Annotated in this window: 14 protein-coding genes; 5 read left to right on the top strand and 9 right to left on the bottom strand. The window is 56.8% G+C overall.

Annotation, left to right across the window (positions count from 1 at the left end; all coding sequences use genetic code 11):
- Window positions 1–2: 2 nt before the first annotated feature.
- The 4 genes from MKZ35_RS17440 (at window position 3) to MKZ35_RS17425 (ending at window position 2,717) form a co-directional block, all read left to right on the top strand.
- Entirely contained in the window at window positions 3–770 is a 768-nt protein-coding gene (locus MKZ35_RS17440; protein ID WP_482514466.1) for a creatininase family protein, read from the top strand.
- 75 nt (window positions 771–845) lie between these two features.
- The gene (locus MKZ35_RS17435; protein ID WP_482514465.1) at window positions 846–1,286 is read left to right on the top strand and encodes an alpha/beta fold hydrolase; all 441 of its coding nucleotides are present in this window, start codon (window positions 846–848) and stop codon (window positions 1,284–1,286) included.
- Between the two features lie 44 nt (window positions 1,287–1,330).
- Window positions 1,331–1,783 (top strand): alpha/beta hydrolase, encoded by a 453-nt coding sequence (locus tag MKZ35_RS17430; protein WP_482514464.1) that lies wholly within the window; start codon window positions 1,331–1,333, stop codon window positions 1,781–1,783.
- 112 nt (window positions 1,784–1,895) lie between these two features.
- Window positions 1,896–2,717 (top strand): haloacid dehalogenase type II, encoded by an 822-nt coding sequence (locus MKZ35_RS17425; RefSeq protein WP_482514463.1) that lies wholly within the window; start codon window positions 1,896–1,898, stop codon window positions 2,715–2,717.
- Here MKZ35_RS17425 and MKZ35_RS17420 read toward each other — a convergent pair.
- Window positions 2,653–3,084, bottom strand: coding sequence for a hypothetical protein (locus MKZ35_RS17420; protein ID WP_482514462.1), 432 nt, complete (start codon window positions 3,082–3,084; stop codon window positions 2,653–2,655). The genes MKZ35_RS17425 and MKZ35_RS17420 overlap by 65 nt on opposite strands.
- A gap of 303 nt (window positions 3,085–3,387) precedes the next feature.
- A complete protein-coding gene (locus MKZ35_RS17415; protein ID WP_482514461.1) occupies window positions 3,388–3,582 on the bottom strand; it encodes a M13-type metalloendopeptidase in 195 nt (64 codons plus the stop codon).
- A 185-nt stretch (window positions 3,583–3,767) separates the two neighbouring features.
- On the opposite strand from MKZ35_RS17415, the gene MKZ35_RS17410 reads away from it, so the two are divergent.
- Window positions 3,768–4,625 carry a pirin family protein gene (locus MKZ35_RS17410; protein WP_482514460.1) on the top strand — a complete coding sequence of 286 codons (858 nt, stop codon included), beginning with the start codon at window positions 3,768–3,770 and terminating at the stop codon, window positions 4,623–4,625.
- Window positions 4,626–4,790: 165 nt separating this feature from the next.
- Here the strand turns inward: MKZ35_RS17410 and MKZ35_RS17405 are convergent, their stop codons facing one another.
- The 7 genes from MKZ35_RS17405 to MKZ35_RS17375 form a co-directional block, all read right to left on the bottom strand.
- A complete protein-coding gene (locus MKZ35_RS17405; protein ID WP_482514459.1) occupies window positions 4,791–5,048 on the bottom strand; it encodes a hypothetical protein in 258 nt (85 codons plus the stop codon).
- A gap of 63 nt (window positions 5,049–5,111) precedes the next feature.
- Complete coding sequence (locus MKZ35_RS17400) at window positions 5,112–5,651, bottom strand: hypothetical protein (RefSeq protein ID WP_482514458.1); 540 nt, start codon at window positions 5,649–5,651, stop codon at window positions 5,112–5,114.
- Between the two features lie 70 nt (window positions 5,652–5,721).
- Window positions 5,722–7,107, bottom strand: a complete 1,386-nt coding sequence (locus MKZ35_RS17395) for a M56 family metallopeptidase (RefSeq protein ID WP_482514457.1) — start codon at window positions 7,105–7,107, stop codon at window positions 5,722–5,724.
- Entirely contained in the window at window positions 7,107–7,475 is a 369-nt protein-coding gene (locus tag MKZ35_RS17390) for a BlaI/MecI/CopY family transcriptional regulator (RefSeq protein ID WP_482514456.1), read from the bottom strand. Before MKZ35_RS17390 ends, MKZ35_RS17395 begins: the two co-directional genes overlap by 1 nt.
- A 167-nt stretch (window positions 7,476–7,642) precedes the next feature.
- Window positions 7,643–10,969 (bottom strand): ExeM/NucH family extracellular endonuclease, encoded by a 3,327-nt coding sequence (locus MKZ35_RS17385; protein WP_482514455.1) that lies wholly within the window; start codon window positions 10,967–10,969, stop codon window positions 7,643–7,645.
- A gap of 180 nt (window positions 10,970–11,149) precedes the next feature.
- A complete protein-coding gene (locus MKZ35_RS17380) occupies window positions 11,150–11,674 on the bottom strand; it encodes a GNAT family N-acetyltransferase (protein WP_482514454.1) in 525 nt (174 codons plus the stop codon).
- Between the two features lie 395 nt (window positions 11,675–12,069).
- On the bottom strand, window positions 12,070–12,630 hold the full coding sequence (locus tag MKZ35_RS17375; RefSeq protein ID WP_482514781.1) for a beta-xylosidase family glycoside hydrolase: 561 nt from the start codon (window positions 12,628–12,630) through the stop codon (window positions 12,070–12,072).
- Between the last annotated feature and the right edge of the window lie 96 nt (window positions 12,631–12,726).

Raw genomic sequence — 12,726 nt, 5'->3', positions numbered from 1 at the left:
CCATGACTTCCCGCCCCTACATCTTAGCCGAAACCACTTGGCAGCAAGTCAAAGACACGAATTATGACGTAGTCGTGCTGCCCTGGGGCGCCACTGAAGCGCACAACTACCACCTGCCCTACGCCACCGACAACTACCAGTGCGACTATGTGGCGGCCGAAGCGGCGCGCAAAGCCTGGGACCGGGGGGCAAAAGTGGTGGTGCTGCCCACGGTGCCATTCGGCGTAAACACGGGTCAGCTGGATATTACGCTCGATATGAACCTGAACCCGAGCACGCAGCTGCTCATTCTGCGCGACATGGTGCAGGTGCTGGCCCGGCAGGGAATCCCGAAACTGGTGGTACTGAACGGGCACGGCGGCAACGACTTCCGGCAGATATTGCGCGAGCTGCAGGCCGAGTTTCCGCAGGTATTTCTCTGCACACTCAACTGGTTTAAGGCCGCCGACCGCAGCCAGTTTTTCACCGCCCCCGGCGACCACGCCGACGCGATGGAAACCAGCGCTATGCTGCATATTGCCCCCCAGCTGGTGCGCCCGTTGGCCGAAGCCGGCGACGGCGCTGCCAAGCAATTTAAAGTCAAAGCTTTTCGGCAGGGCTGGGCGTGGGCGCAGCGCGAGTGGAGCAAGGTGTCGGCGGATACGGGCGTGGGCGACCCCGCCGAGGCGACGGCTGAAAAAGGGCAAGCGTTTCTGGAAGCGGTGACGACCAACATCGGGCAGTTTTTGGTGGAGCTGGCCGCCGCCGACCCACGAGACATGTACGAATAAGCGGTGCTACCGCCTCGTCTGCCGAACATTGTGCAAGTTTAGCCCGGTGCTACCTTCGCCCTATTCTTTAACTATATGAAGCATTTGCTCCAGACCCGTTGCAAGCTGGTATTAGCCACCGTTCTGTGGGTGTTGGGGTTTGCCGCGCAGGCCCAACCACCTATGAAAGAAGGCTATATCGACGTGCCGGGGGGCAAAATCTGGTACAAAGTAATAGGAGCCGACAAGCCGGGTATTCCCTTATTGCTCCTGCACGGCGGGCCGGGCTCAAGTAGCAGCAGCTTCGAGGGCTTTGCGGCGCTGGCCGATGAGCGGCCGGTTATTCTGTATGACCAGCTCGGCTGCGGCAAATCGGATAGGCCCGACAACCCGCAGCTATGGACTATGGAGCGGTTTGTAATCGAATTGGAGCAGGTAGTGACGGCGCTGAGTTACCCGAAGCTGCATTTGCTGGGTCACTCCTGGGGCGGCACGCTGGCTGCGGAATATTTACTCACCAAAAAGCCCCCAGCGTAGTCAGTGTCATTCTTTCGAGCCCGCTACTGGATACCAAGCGCTGGGTGCAGGATGCGGAGCGCTACATTGCCCAGCTGCCGCCGGCCCAACAGCGGGCCGTACGCCTCTATGCCGCCACGGATGAGCCCAGCAAACAGGCCTATAAAGAAGCTGTGACGCTTTATAACCGGCAACACCTGTTCCGCAACGGCCCGATGCCGCCCAACCCCGGCTTCGGGACGCAGGTGTACGAGACGATGTGGGGCCCCGATGAGGCGCAGGCTACTGGCTCGCTGAAAAACTACTCCCGCGCCAACGACCTCAAAAAGCTCACGTTGCCAGTGCTTTACCTATGCGGGCGCTACGATGAGGCCGCGCCCGCCACGGTAGCTTATTTCCAGAAGCAAACCCCCAATTCGCAGCTGGTAGTTTTTGAAAATGCGTCTCATAAGGCCTATTGGGAAGTGCCGGAGCAGTATTTTCGGACCGCCCGGGCGTTTCTGCGAAAGCAGAAGTAAGACGTCCTGTTCTGCTACTCCGCCCCACAGAAAAATTTGATAGGCGCGGTCTGTGAATTGGTCTGCTACGTATTCTTGCTTACTTGTCCCTTTAGCCAGTCCTTATTCACTTATGCAGCAGCCCCGTTCTACCGGCAATTCTAAGGTTATTCTCTTCGACGTAAACGAAACGTTGCTGGATATGAGCAAGCTGAAAAATGCGCTCATCAAGGCCTTCAACAACAAGGCAGCCTTCCACCAATGGTTCGGGCTGTTGCTCCAGTATTCCTTGGTAGATACGGTTACCAATCATTACCATGACTTCCGCACCATCGGCGACGCGGCCCTGGACATGACGGCCGCTATGCTGCAGGAAAAAGCCTTGAAATCGGCCGACAAGCACAAGCTATTGGCGATTATGACCGAGCTGCCGGCGCATAAAGACGTGCCTGAAGGCTTGAAAATGCTGTCCAAAGCCGGTTATTCATTGGTGGCGTTCACCAACTCTACGCGCAGTGTGCTGGATGAGCAGCTGCGCTACGCCGATATCATCCAGCATTTTGAGCAGGGCCTAAGCGTGGACGATCAGCGCCTCTACAAGCCGTACCTGGGCACTTACCACACCGCAGCCCGCCAGGCCGGCGCCCCCGACCCAGCCGGCGCTATTCTGGTTGCGGCGCACGGCTGGGATATTACGGGCGCCTTGCACGCGGGCCTGCAAGCGGGTTTCATTGCCCGCAAGGGCCAAACGCTGTATCCGCTGGCGCCTTCACCTACTTACCAGGGCAAGACGCTGGTAGAGGTGGCAAAGCAAATCATCGAGAAAAAAGCCCCCAGCGACCTTAGCACGCCCTATTTCGCTGCTGCCAGCCGGTGGCTGCACTCCAGGCTCATGCCCGCAACCCGCGGGTTTGCTCCTGGGCAAGCCACTGCATCGCTTCGCCTTCATTGCTGAAAAAGGCTATTACGAAGGGCTTATCTTGGTAGGCGCTGGGTAATACGTAATCAGGTCCGTTGCTGATAGCCTCCAGCAGGGTGGGCCCCGTCAGGTAAGCTACATACAGGCGCCCGCCCAGCTTGACTGCCATTTGCGGGAAGAACTCCGTAAGCAACCAGCGGGTAATATCGGGGTCGTTGAAGGCGCGCCGCCGAATATCCTGCAGCCAGTAGCGGCAGCCAGCAGCCAGCGCATTGTGGGTCAGGTGCTCGTAAGCGCGGGGCAGCAATTCCGGCGCCGGCTGGTAACCCCAGCGCCCGACAAACAGGTTGAGGTCGGGCCGGTAAGTGGTTTGCAGTAGATCGGCGAGCTTTTCAGAAGCCATAATGCTATGTATTAAACGACGAAGGTAAGCTGTTGCGACGCATTATTGATTGATTTGGGGGCTGCTCAGTAGAACGTTATGCCCTATCTGGCGTCCGCAGCGCAAAGTATCTCGTTCGCGGTCATAGAATTAGTAATCAAACAAAACACGCGAGATGCTTCGTGCCTCAGCCTGACAAGATTCAGCACGCGAGATGCTCCGCTGAGCGGCTACCAGATAGAGCATTACTGCCTGATAATTTAAAAAAGCCCCCCAGACAATATCTGGAGGGCTTTTTTAGGCAAGAAACAACATTGAAAACGGCTACCATATCTTGGCCCTATCCGCTGCAACGCACACCATTTTCTGGCCTTCCTTGCAGCCGGACGCTTCGTAGAACTGGGGCATATTCAGGAGCGGGCCGATGGTGCGGTACTGGCCCGGTGAGTGCGAGTCGGGGAGCAGCTGCTGACGCAGGGCTTTAGGCCGGACGTTGGTGCGGCGCAGCTGGGTCCCCACGACAGGAAAAAGCGCTGCTCAGGCGTGAAACCGTCGTTTTTGGGGCGCGGGCGTCGTGCTGGTCGTGCAGCTGGCTCAGCTCTTGGGTAGCCCGCCGAAAACTATCTGGCTGGCCAACTGGTATTCCTCCACAAAAGCCACCGCCTCAGTGACGGCAACTCTAACTGATATTTGCCCCCCAGCTTATGCGCACCATCAAGCAGCAGCACCAAGCCGTTAGCGCCCCTATCGCCGACCTGATTACCTACCGGGCCCTGCCCACGCAATCGGTCGACCACCTCGATCCTTTTCTGTTTTTGAATCACCACGGCCCGCAGGTGTACCGCCCCAACAACCGGGGTTTGCCTTTCGGTCCTCACCCCCACCGGGGCTTCGAGACGGTTACGTTTATTCTGGCCGGCGACATTATGCACCAGGATTCCGGCGGCCACGAAAGCGTGATTGAGGCTGGTGGCATTCAATGGATGACGGCTGGCAGCGGCCTGATTCACGCCGAGGTATCGTCGCCCGCCTTCAAGCGCACGGGCGGCGACCTGGAGGTTTTGCAGCTGTGGGTAAATCTGCCCGCTAGACACAAGATGACGGAGCCCCAGTACACCGGTCTGCAAAAAGCCGATATCCCAGAGCTTGTGCAGAATGAGGGCCGGGTGGTTATCAATGCTGTTTCGGGCAACTGGTTCGACACGGCCGGGGCCATGCAGCCGCTCACCGATATTCAACTGGCCACCGTGGAAATGAAGGCGGGGGGCAGATTAGAGCTAACTATTCCCACCGAGCGCACCATTTTCTTCTACACCATTCGCGGAAAAGTGAGCGTAAATGGCCAGCAAACCGAAGCGCGCCGCCTGCTGGAGTTCAACTACGACGGCGACGAATTAAAGATTGAAGCTCTCGCCGATGCAGTGCTGCTGCTTGGCCACGCCGCCCCGTTTCAGGAGCCTATCGTGGCGGCCGGCCCGTTTGTGATGAGCTCAGATGCCGAAATTCAGCAAGCGTATCAGGATTACCGCGCCGGCAAGTTCGGCAGTTGGAAAGGGCAATAATTTCTCAACAAAAGCCTTACTCAAAATGGTGGTAATGCAGAGCAACGCGAAGCATCTCGCTCGCGGTAGTGGGAGTAGTAATCCACCATCAGCACGCCAGATGCTTCGCGTTGCTCTCATGACGTTCTTACGAAAAAGCCCCCAGAAACATCTTGGGGGGCTTTTTTAGATGTGCGATTTTCCTTTTAGGTCCCAGTGGCTGGATGCTACCTGAGCGCTGCCCGGCGTCCGCTTGATGGTGCGCTTGTACCGCTCGCCGATGATCACGCCATCGGGGCGGCGCTTGCCGATGAACAGCGTGACGGGCTCGCCATTTTCGTTGGTTACAAAGGTGACGTCGTGACCTTTGAACACATCATCAATCGTGGCAGATGGCTCGTACGTCTTGCTGAGCTTATCGGCTAAAAGGCGGTGGAGCGGCATGGCGGGCGGGTGAGTGACAGCACCGTTTACGCGGCGGGCCAGTTCCGGGGTTGGCTAAAGCGGCTACTTCGTCGTTATCTGCGCCGAGCCGTTTTTGCCTTTTTCCCCATAAGCTTCCACCGCTTTCTCCGGCGACAGAACGGTTATTTGCTGAATTTGGCTTGGCAGCAGGCGCTCAAATTCGGCGCGGGTTACTTCCTTATCATCTATAAGCAGCAACTTATCAGCGAGAACGACGCTACGATTCAGCTTTTTATTCAACTCCACGACAGCCGCGGCTTTTTCATTGCCTTTGGTCGTAACCAGAATGGCCTGTTGCTCAGGCACATCGCCTAGTATTCGCTGCACGCTGAGCCCCTTCAGCACATTCAGGTGGGCGATGCTCTCAGGCACTAGATTTTCGATAGTATACTTACTGGCTTTCTGCCCATTCAGATAATAGAGCACGGCATCGGGCAACCCTACGGCGCTCTGCGCTACGGCAGTTGGCGCGGCTGCATATGCGGCGGGAGCAATTGTAGTTAAGCTCACGGCAATTACCAATGGGCTAACGAACAAGCACTTGGCTACACGGCTAACAACGGTTTTCTTTCTTTTTGTCATGATGAGAAGTAGATAAGAATGAGAGTAAATGAATCTTAAGCTTTAGTTAAAACGATTCCGTGGCGGCATCTTACTCTGCCAGTGGTTTGCCGGCTGCATCGAAGCTCCCGAGCGCCTTGCCTTGGGTGTCAAACACAACATACTTGGGCCGCCGCCCCTGGGCAATTACAGCTTTATACCGCACCACGCTCGTGCTACCTTCCTTTATTTCAAGCAGTTCGATCAGGCGATGCCCCGGAAAGCGCTGTGTGATATAAGCCAGCGCCTCCGGATGCAGATTGCTGATGGGAACCGCCTTCTCCTCGGGTTTGGTATCTGCTTCCGGCAGCAAACTGCTGATTTTAGCATCCAATGCTTGCACGGCGGGCAGCCGCTCATTGACCTTCGTTGTCACTGCTACTACGCTGGTTGCGGCAGCATCATTCGTTAGCGCCTGGGCCGCTTCGCCTTTCAGCACTCGCACGTTGGCGATGGCATCGGGGGTAGTACTCAGCTTTTCCACCGCGGCTTGCACGGTGGGCTGCCCATCCAGATAATACTTCACGCCATCGGCTTGCGCGGTTGCTGGGCCGGAGGAAGCTGACTGCCCGGCCCGCGATGGAGCAAAGGCTAACAGCAACGTAGCCGCAAGCGGCAGCACCAGCGCATATTGCGCCAAATGCACGCGGGCCGAAGAAGGTTTGTTCATCATGGTAATCCGGGTTTTGAGGGTGAGAAGCGTGAAATGATTGGCCAGCGCGGCGCCCGATGCCAGGCCGCTGAGGCGGAGTAAGATGTATTGATATTCTTTTGAAGCCACTAAGCCAGCGCGTAGCACCGCGTCATCAGTCAGGAATTCCAGGTTCTCCTGCACGGCCCGCCCCAGCCACCACGCCGCCGGATTGAACCAGCACAGCACCTGGCCCACCTGCGCCAACAGTACATCCAGGGTGTGCCACTGCCGCACATGCACCCGCTCGTGCAGTAGAATGGCGGGCTGCTCGGCTGCGGGGCAGTGCTTAGGGTTTAAGTAAATAGTTGACCCAAAGGAAAAAGGGCTCCCGGTCCCCGGCAGGCATCGTACCAGCACGCCATTTACCATTTGGGGCACGGCTGTTCGGTGCAAGTGATAGAGCGAGAACAGTCTGCCCAGCAGGCGCAAGCTCATCAGCGCTACGCCCGTCCAATAAAGGGCAACCAAGGCGTCGGACCAGCCCAGCAGAGGCACAGCTGGCGCAGCCAGATTACCCGACCAATTAGGCACCATTGTGAGCAACGAACCGCTTAGGCGCTTGTGGGGGGCAAATAGGACCGCTATATCCAGCGCGGGGTACAAGGCCGAAAAAAGCAGCGCAAACAGCAGGTAGGCCCGGTTCAGTCTATAAAACGTGAGCCGCCGCAAACCCACATAATACAGGCCCGCGAACAATAGCAGCGCCCCATTTGCCTTCAGCAGATAAAGAAGCAGCGCCGTCATCAGTCCTTGTCTTGGCGGTTCTCAATCATGCCGATAATCTCCTTCAGCTCCTCAGCGCTGATCTTCTCGTCTTTGGCAAAAAAGGACACTACTTCCTTGTAGGAATTTTTGAAGTACTCACTCACAAAGGCACTCATGAAGCGCTTACGATACTCCTCGGCGGCAATCTGGGGGGCAAATCGGTAGGAGTTGCCGAGCTTCTCGCTGCGCAGATAGCCCTTGCGCTCCAGGTTACGGATGGTGGAGGCCAGCGTGGTGTAGGGCGGCTTGGGCGCGGGCAGCAAATCCAGTACATCTTTCGTGAAGCCGCCATTGAGCTGCCACAGCACTTGCATGGCTTCTTCTTCGGGTTGCGTTAATCTTTCCATAAGTCGAATATACGATATTTTCGTAATACTACGAAAATATCGTATTTATATATCAAATAGTTTAACCGGGCGGTATCTGAAAGGCAACAGAAAAGCCCCGTTCTCCAACGGGGCTTTTCACTGAGCAAACTACTGCGACAGAAATAGCCGCAGTAACCGTTTGACACTTACTGCTTTACTACGCGCTGAGTGTATACGGCATCGGCACTCACCAAGCGCAGAATGTAGATACCTGGGGCCAGCTGTGCGGAACGGGTGCCGAGCTGCTCTTGCAGGAATGGTAGGGCACCTTCCAGCGAGAGTAGCGGACGACCATCTTGGGCAGTTACCAGCTCCAGGTGAAATGACTGCTGGGGGGCCATTTTGCCCGTCAGCTCCATGTTCAACCGACCAATGAAGGGATTGGGATGCACTACCAAAGCATGAGACGAATTATCGCCGGGCTTGGTATTACCTGTGAAAGTAACGGCTACCGTGGCCGAGTAAATGCTGGTGCCATCGGCATCCAGCTGGCGGAGGCGGTAGGTGGCGGTGCCGGCAACGGGGTTATGATCCATAGCTGAGTACAGGCTCGCCTTCGGATCGTTCTTCTTATTCGCCTGTACGCGAGCTACTTCCTGAAACAGCTTGCCATCCTGGGAGCGCTCTACCACAAACTCACGGGTAGTAGGCTCCCGCACCGTCCAGGCCAGCTTAATCTTGTTGCCCGACTCCGTAGCCGTGAAGGCCGAGAGCTGGATGATGGTCGGGAAATCGAGGGCAATAAGCAGCGGATCGTGGTCAGACGAGCGGAAGGGGCTATTCACGTCCGTGTCGGCACCGGCTATATTGTACTGCAAAAACTCGGGCTCTTCGGCGTTGATGTTCCACTTCTTCACGGTTGCCAGCGGGGCCACGGCCGCTGACAGCACGGCGTGGTCCAGGGCACCGCTCTGTCCATCAAACACGTACGACACGGATGTAGGCGAGCCCGTAACGGTCAGGCCCGCAGCCCGGAAAATATCCAACGGGTCTTCCTCAAAATAAGCATTGTAGTCGCCTACGCTTACTATGTTATTGTTGCCGGCCGGAATGACGGTGGTAGTGAAGAAATTCAGCAAACCCAGGGCCTGGGCCTTGCGGTCACTATTGGAGGCTGCTTGCCCGTCGCCCTGGTCGGCATTGACACCGGAGCCGCTGCCCTTGGATTTGAAGTGATTTACTACGTAAGTAAACGTGTCGGGCGTGGCCGTGAGGGCAAATACCTGCGCGATGGGCGGACGATCAAACACCTCATCGGGGCTAAGCATCACGCCACCAATCGGCTTTACGGCGGCCGACTTATAGATAATTGCGCACCGGATAAAGTCAGGCCTCAGGTTAGGTATGGCGCGCTGCTCGGTCGCGCCATCGTCTATAATGCTGTAAATATTGCCCCCCAGTGCCGTGTTCAGGCCATTCACTAGATCCTGGATAGCAGAGTTGGGGCCAGTACCATCGTTCTCAATCTCAATCAGACCTACTACATCGGCGTTCATTTCCGTGAGGGCCTTGATGATTTTGCTGCGTTGCCGAGCGAAGTCGGCCGGGGTGCGGGCCCCGCGGGCAGTCGGAAATCCGCCCCCCAGACCGTCGCCATTAAAATAATTCAGCACGTTAAAGCTGGCCAGCTTCACATCGAGCTTGGCGAAAGCAGGCACGGCGGGCCGGGCTACCGATACCACGGGAGCATTGCCCGCGCCCGCCAGGGGCTGAATGCGATACGTACTGAAGCCGTACCCCAAAATTCCCTTCACATTCGACACGGTGCTGTTGACGCGTACGGTTTGCAGCGTCGCATCCAGGTAGGGCGTGGGCAATGGATTGGTGGCGGCGCTGCCGTCGTCCAGTACAATCGTCTTGTTGGTATTGGCCAGCTCGTAGGCCTTCACGGCGGCTACGTTGGTGACGCCGGCGCTGGTGGTTCCCGCGGCCGGATCATCGTTGGGGTCTACTACCTGCGTGGGCTGGTATACGGGCCCATTAGCTGACAGCTTCAGCTCGCCAAACCGCTTCACACGACTGGCGTCGGCAACGGTGAGGGGACCGGTAAACTGCACCAGCATTCCCTCGTATTTCTCTGCTTGGGCGGCTGAATAAGTGGTATTTACCAGCGTGGTGAAGGAGGGCAGCGCATTGCCCGATGAGAGAACCGTAACGGTGGGAGCAGCAAATACCCCCTGGTTGAAGGACGGGCTGCCGTCATTTTCCTGGGCCGTGCCCGTCACTTTTACCTTGTCGCCCACGGCTACCGAAGCACCCGTTTGGGCCACGAAGATGGCCTCGGAGGTGTTCACGTCGCCGTCGGAGTCCGCATCTTCTTCCTGAATATAAAAGCCCCCCGGATTGAGCGTGGCATACACGCCCGTCACGATGGCCTCCACATTATATCGTCCGGGCGCGAGGCTCGCACCCGCCCCCTGAATTGCGCTGATTTTGGTAATCACGTTCGGGTCGAAGCCGCTACCTGAAAGGCTCACGGTTTGAGCTTCGGCGCCGCCGCCCGTAGTGGTAACGGTACCCTGGGCCGGACCGTTAGTGGTGGGGCTAAACTGCACATACACTGGTGTGTTGCGGCTATTTAGCTCAGCGGCAGTATAAGTGAGGGAGGTAGCATAGGGGCCAGTTGGCGTTTTGGCTACCGCGAAAGGGGCCGCGGTGGCTACTAGCACGTCGGCGGTGGTAAGGTTGAAGGCGGTGAGCGTGAACGACTTCTCAGCGGAGACAGTGCCAGTATTTTGCGTACCAAAGCTTAGCGCAGCCGGGCTGATGGCCAGCGTGGGCGGGCCGGTAGCAGCATTGCTCCAGCTTAGCTCAAAGTCGTCGATGGCCGAACTAGGCCGATTGTTAGCGCCCGTAGTAGCGGTCAGCGTCACGACACGGATCCAGACGGTTTCGGCCGAGTTGTTCAGGTTTGGGCCAAAGTCAACGTTGATTTCGTTGTTGCTGAACGTGGCACCACCGGTTTGCAGGGTACCCGTCGCGGCCGCGGCCGTAAAGGTTGGGGTGGCACCCGTGCCGTAGTCGACGCGCCAGGTAGTGACGCGCGTCGGGACGACATCAAGCGACTGAAGCTTAAACTTTAGTCCGAAGCCAGTTTTGTTGATGGTGTTATCAACCTGAAAAACGAAGGCTGCGCCGGGGTCGCCAAATGTGCCCGTCTGCCGGACGCCCAAGGCCCGGTTGGTGGTGCCAGCCTGCTCAGCTGTAGTGGCGGCACTCCCCAAGTCAGTAGCGGAGGCGAAATTCTTAAACGCGCCGGCCGTGTTATTGCGGTTGGTCGCAGCAGTCGTCAGCGCAACCGATGTACCTAAAATAGTAGTCGTAGCACCGGTGCGAACCGTAAAACCCGTCGGCAAGCCCCCGCCAATGTTGTCGAAATTTTCCCGAAACGGTGATGTTGTTAAGGTTTGCTGGGCTACTGCACTCTGCGTTAGCAGAAGAGAAGCGGCTATTACGCGTAAAAAGTTCTTCATGAAGGGGGCGGGGGTATACAAGCAAAAAACAATACTTTAATGCAAAAGTACTACCCCTATGCTAGACCTACATTACCCCAATGTTATTTAACAATTTCATTATCAATATAATAAATCTCATGTGTATGAATATAAGCCCAAACATTGCTCAAAAGCACGCTTTTCGATTTGTTTAGGCAGCTACATTTTTTTATTCACAGCTACTACCTGCTTTTCATAACAGAAAAAGCGCAGACCGGGTCTGAAAGCCAATGTGATTTCGCCAGCAAAGCGGTAGCCCAGCTTGGGGAAAAGTCGCTGCGTGGCGCGGTTCTCGGAATTGGTATCGACTCGCAGCATGGGCAGGCCTTGCCCGATGGCTAGCTGCTCGGCTTGCCTGAGCAGAGCTATGGCCACTCCTTGGCCCTGAGCGGCGGGATCTACGGCCAGCCGGTGCGTTACGAGGGCGGGCAGCGAGGCATCCCAATCGGCTTGGGCATATTCGGGGTCTTGGTCGGTGGTGAGAGCGGCTACGCCCACGACTTTGCCCCCCAGCTCGGCTACCCACAGGTGCTGCTGGTCAATATCCTCTCGAAACACTGCTTCATTGGGGTAAGAGGCTTCCCACTGATAATTGCCGGCTGCGTGCATCAGCGGCACGACAAGCCTTATTAGCTGAAGAATACTGGCTAAGTCCTCAGTGCTCGCGCGACGAATGATTAGCATCGGTGGGTACGGCGGTTTGGGTTTGGGCTTTAAACGTAGTTGCCGAAAACTTTGAAGATGAGTAAGGGAAAAACTATGACGCGAGTCTAGAGGCTAGGTCCTGCCATTTTCGCCGGGCCGGCCACAAATGGGATGGACAGGAACTGTATTTACTATCTCGATTTATAGCAATAAAAAGCCCCCCAACTTGGTGCTGGGGGGCTTTTTTAACTTATATAGGACTTACGCACTAAGGATGTAGCGTGAAGCTTCCGCTTCGCGTATCGTGGCTGAGTATCAACTGATTCCGTTCAACGATACGCGAAGCGGAAGCTTCGCGCTACAAGCCTACGCCCCCTTTTTGCGTAAGTCCTGTTATAAAATTATAACGTATACAACTATAATAAGACTACATATTAGCGGCAGTTACGCAGCGCAAAATTATCAAAGGCTACGGTGGCGGTTTCGGGGCCTTGAGCCAGCAAACCGATGCGCACGCCCCGATCCCAGGGGGGCAGATACGTGCCGTTCAGCGCAAAGCTATCCAGCACGACGGGCTGCCAGGTGGTGCCGCCATCCGTGCTGAAGGCGAAGCGGAAACGGCTGCCGCCCCACGCCTCTAGGCGCAAACTGAGCATCTTGCAATTCTCTAGCTTTACTTCGGTTAAGGTCAGGTGCTTTTTGCCTTGCATGTGCCACAGCTGAAGACGGCCGTTGCCCGCTACCAGCGCCAGTGCATTGTTTGGGTCGCCGATAGCAGCCAAGCCCGCGTAGGTATTGGGCGCCAAGGCACCGTAATCGAGCGTGGTGGCCGCTTTGTAGGTGGCCGTAAACGTACGCTGAGCAACCAAGGCACCGAGACCCGTAGAACGAGCCGTCAGCAGTAGTTGACCGTCGCTGACGCCTACCGTGGGCTGCTCACTGACCGGCCATTGCCAGGCCGCCGACAGACGGTTGCCGGGAAAGCTGTCATCCACGTTCAGCACCCGCAAATCGCGCAGCGGCTCCGCCTGGGGGCTGCTATTCACAAACTCAGGCCAGCCTTCGGCGTTCCAGGTGAACTCGCTCAGCAG

The organism is Hymenobacter sp. R533113, assembly GCF_056835965.1.
Note: the sequence above shows the minus strand (reverse complement) of the source record. Positions and strands in the feature narration are given on the sequence as shown.

Excerpts from the sequence above, each read along its gene's own strand:
- MKZ35_RS17440 (WP_482514466.1), top strand. The coding sequence starts at position 3 with ATGACTTCCCGCCCCTACATCTTAGCCGAAACCACTTGGCAGCAAGTC.
- MKZ35_RS17410 (WP_482514460.1), top strand. The coding sequence starts at position 3,768 with ATGCGCACCATCAAGCAGCAGCACCAAGCCGTTAGCGCCCCTATCGCC.
- MKZ35_RS17385 (WP_482514455.1), bottom strand. The coding sequence starts at position 10,969 with ATGAAGAACTTTTTACGCGTAATAGCCGCTTCTCTTCTGCTAACGCAG.
- MKZ35_RS17425 (WP_482514463.1), top strand. The coding sequence starts at position 1,896 with ATGCAGCAGCCCCGTTCTACCGGCAATTCTAAGGTTATTCTCTTCGAC.
- MKZ35_RS17420 (WP_482514462.1), bottom strand. The coding sequence starts at position 3,084 with ATGGCTTCTGAAAAGCTCGCCGATCTACTGCAAACCACTTACCGGCCC.
- MKZ35_RS17380 (WP_482514454.1), bottom strand. The coding sequence starts at position 11,674 with ATGCTAATCATTCGTCGCGCGAGCACTGAGGACTTAGCCAGTATTCTT.
- MKZ35_RS17395 (WP_482514457.1), bottom strand. The coding sequence starts at position 7,107 with ATGACGGCGCTGCTTCTTTATCTGCTGAAGGCAAATGGGGCGCTGCTA.
- MKZ35_RS17400 (WP_482514458.1), bottom strand. The coding sequence starts at position 5,651 with ATGACAAAAAGAAAGAAAACCGTTGTTAGCCGTGTAGCCAAGTGCTTG.
- MKZ35_RS17405 (WP_482514459.1), bottom strand. The coding sequence starts at position 5,048 with ATGCCGCTCCACCGCCTTTTAGCCGATAAGCTCAGCAAGACGTACGAG.
- MKZ35_RS17435 (WP_482514465.1), top strand. The coding sequence starts at position 846 with ATGAAGCATTTGCTCCAGACCCGTTGCAAGCTGGTATTAGCCACCGTT.
- MKZ35_RS17390 (WP_482514456.1), bottom strand. The coding sequence starts at position 7,475 with ATGGAAAGATTAACGCAACCCGAAGAAGAAGCCATGCAAGTGCTGTGG.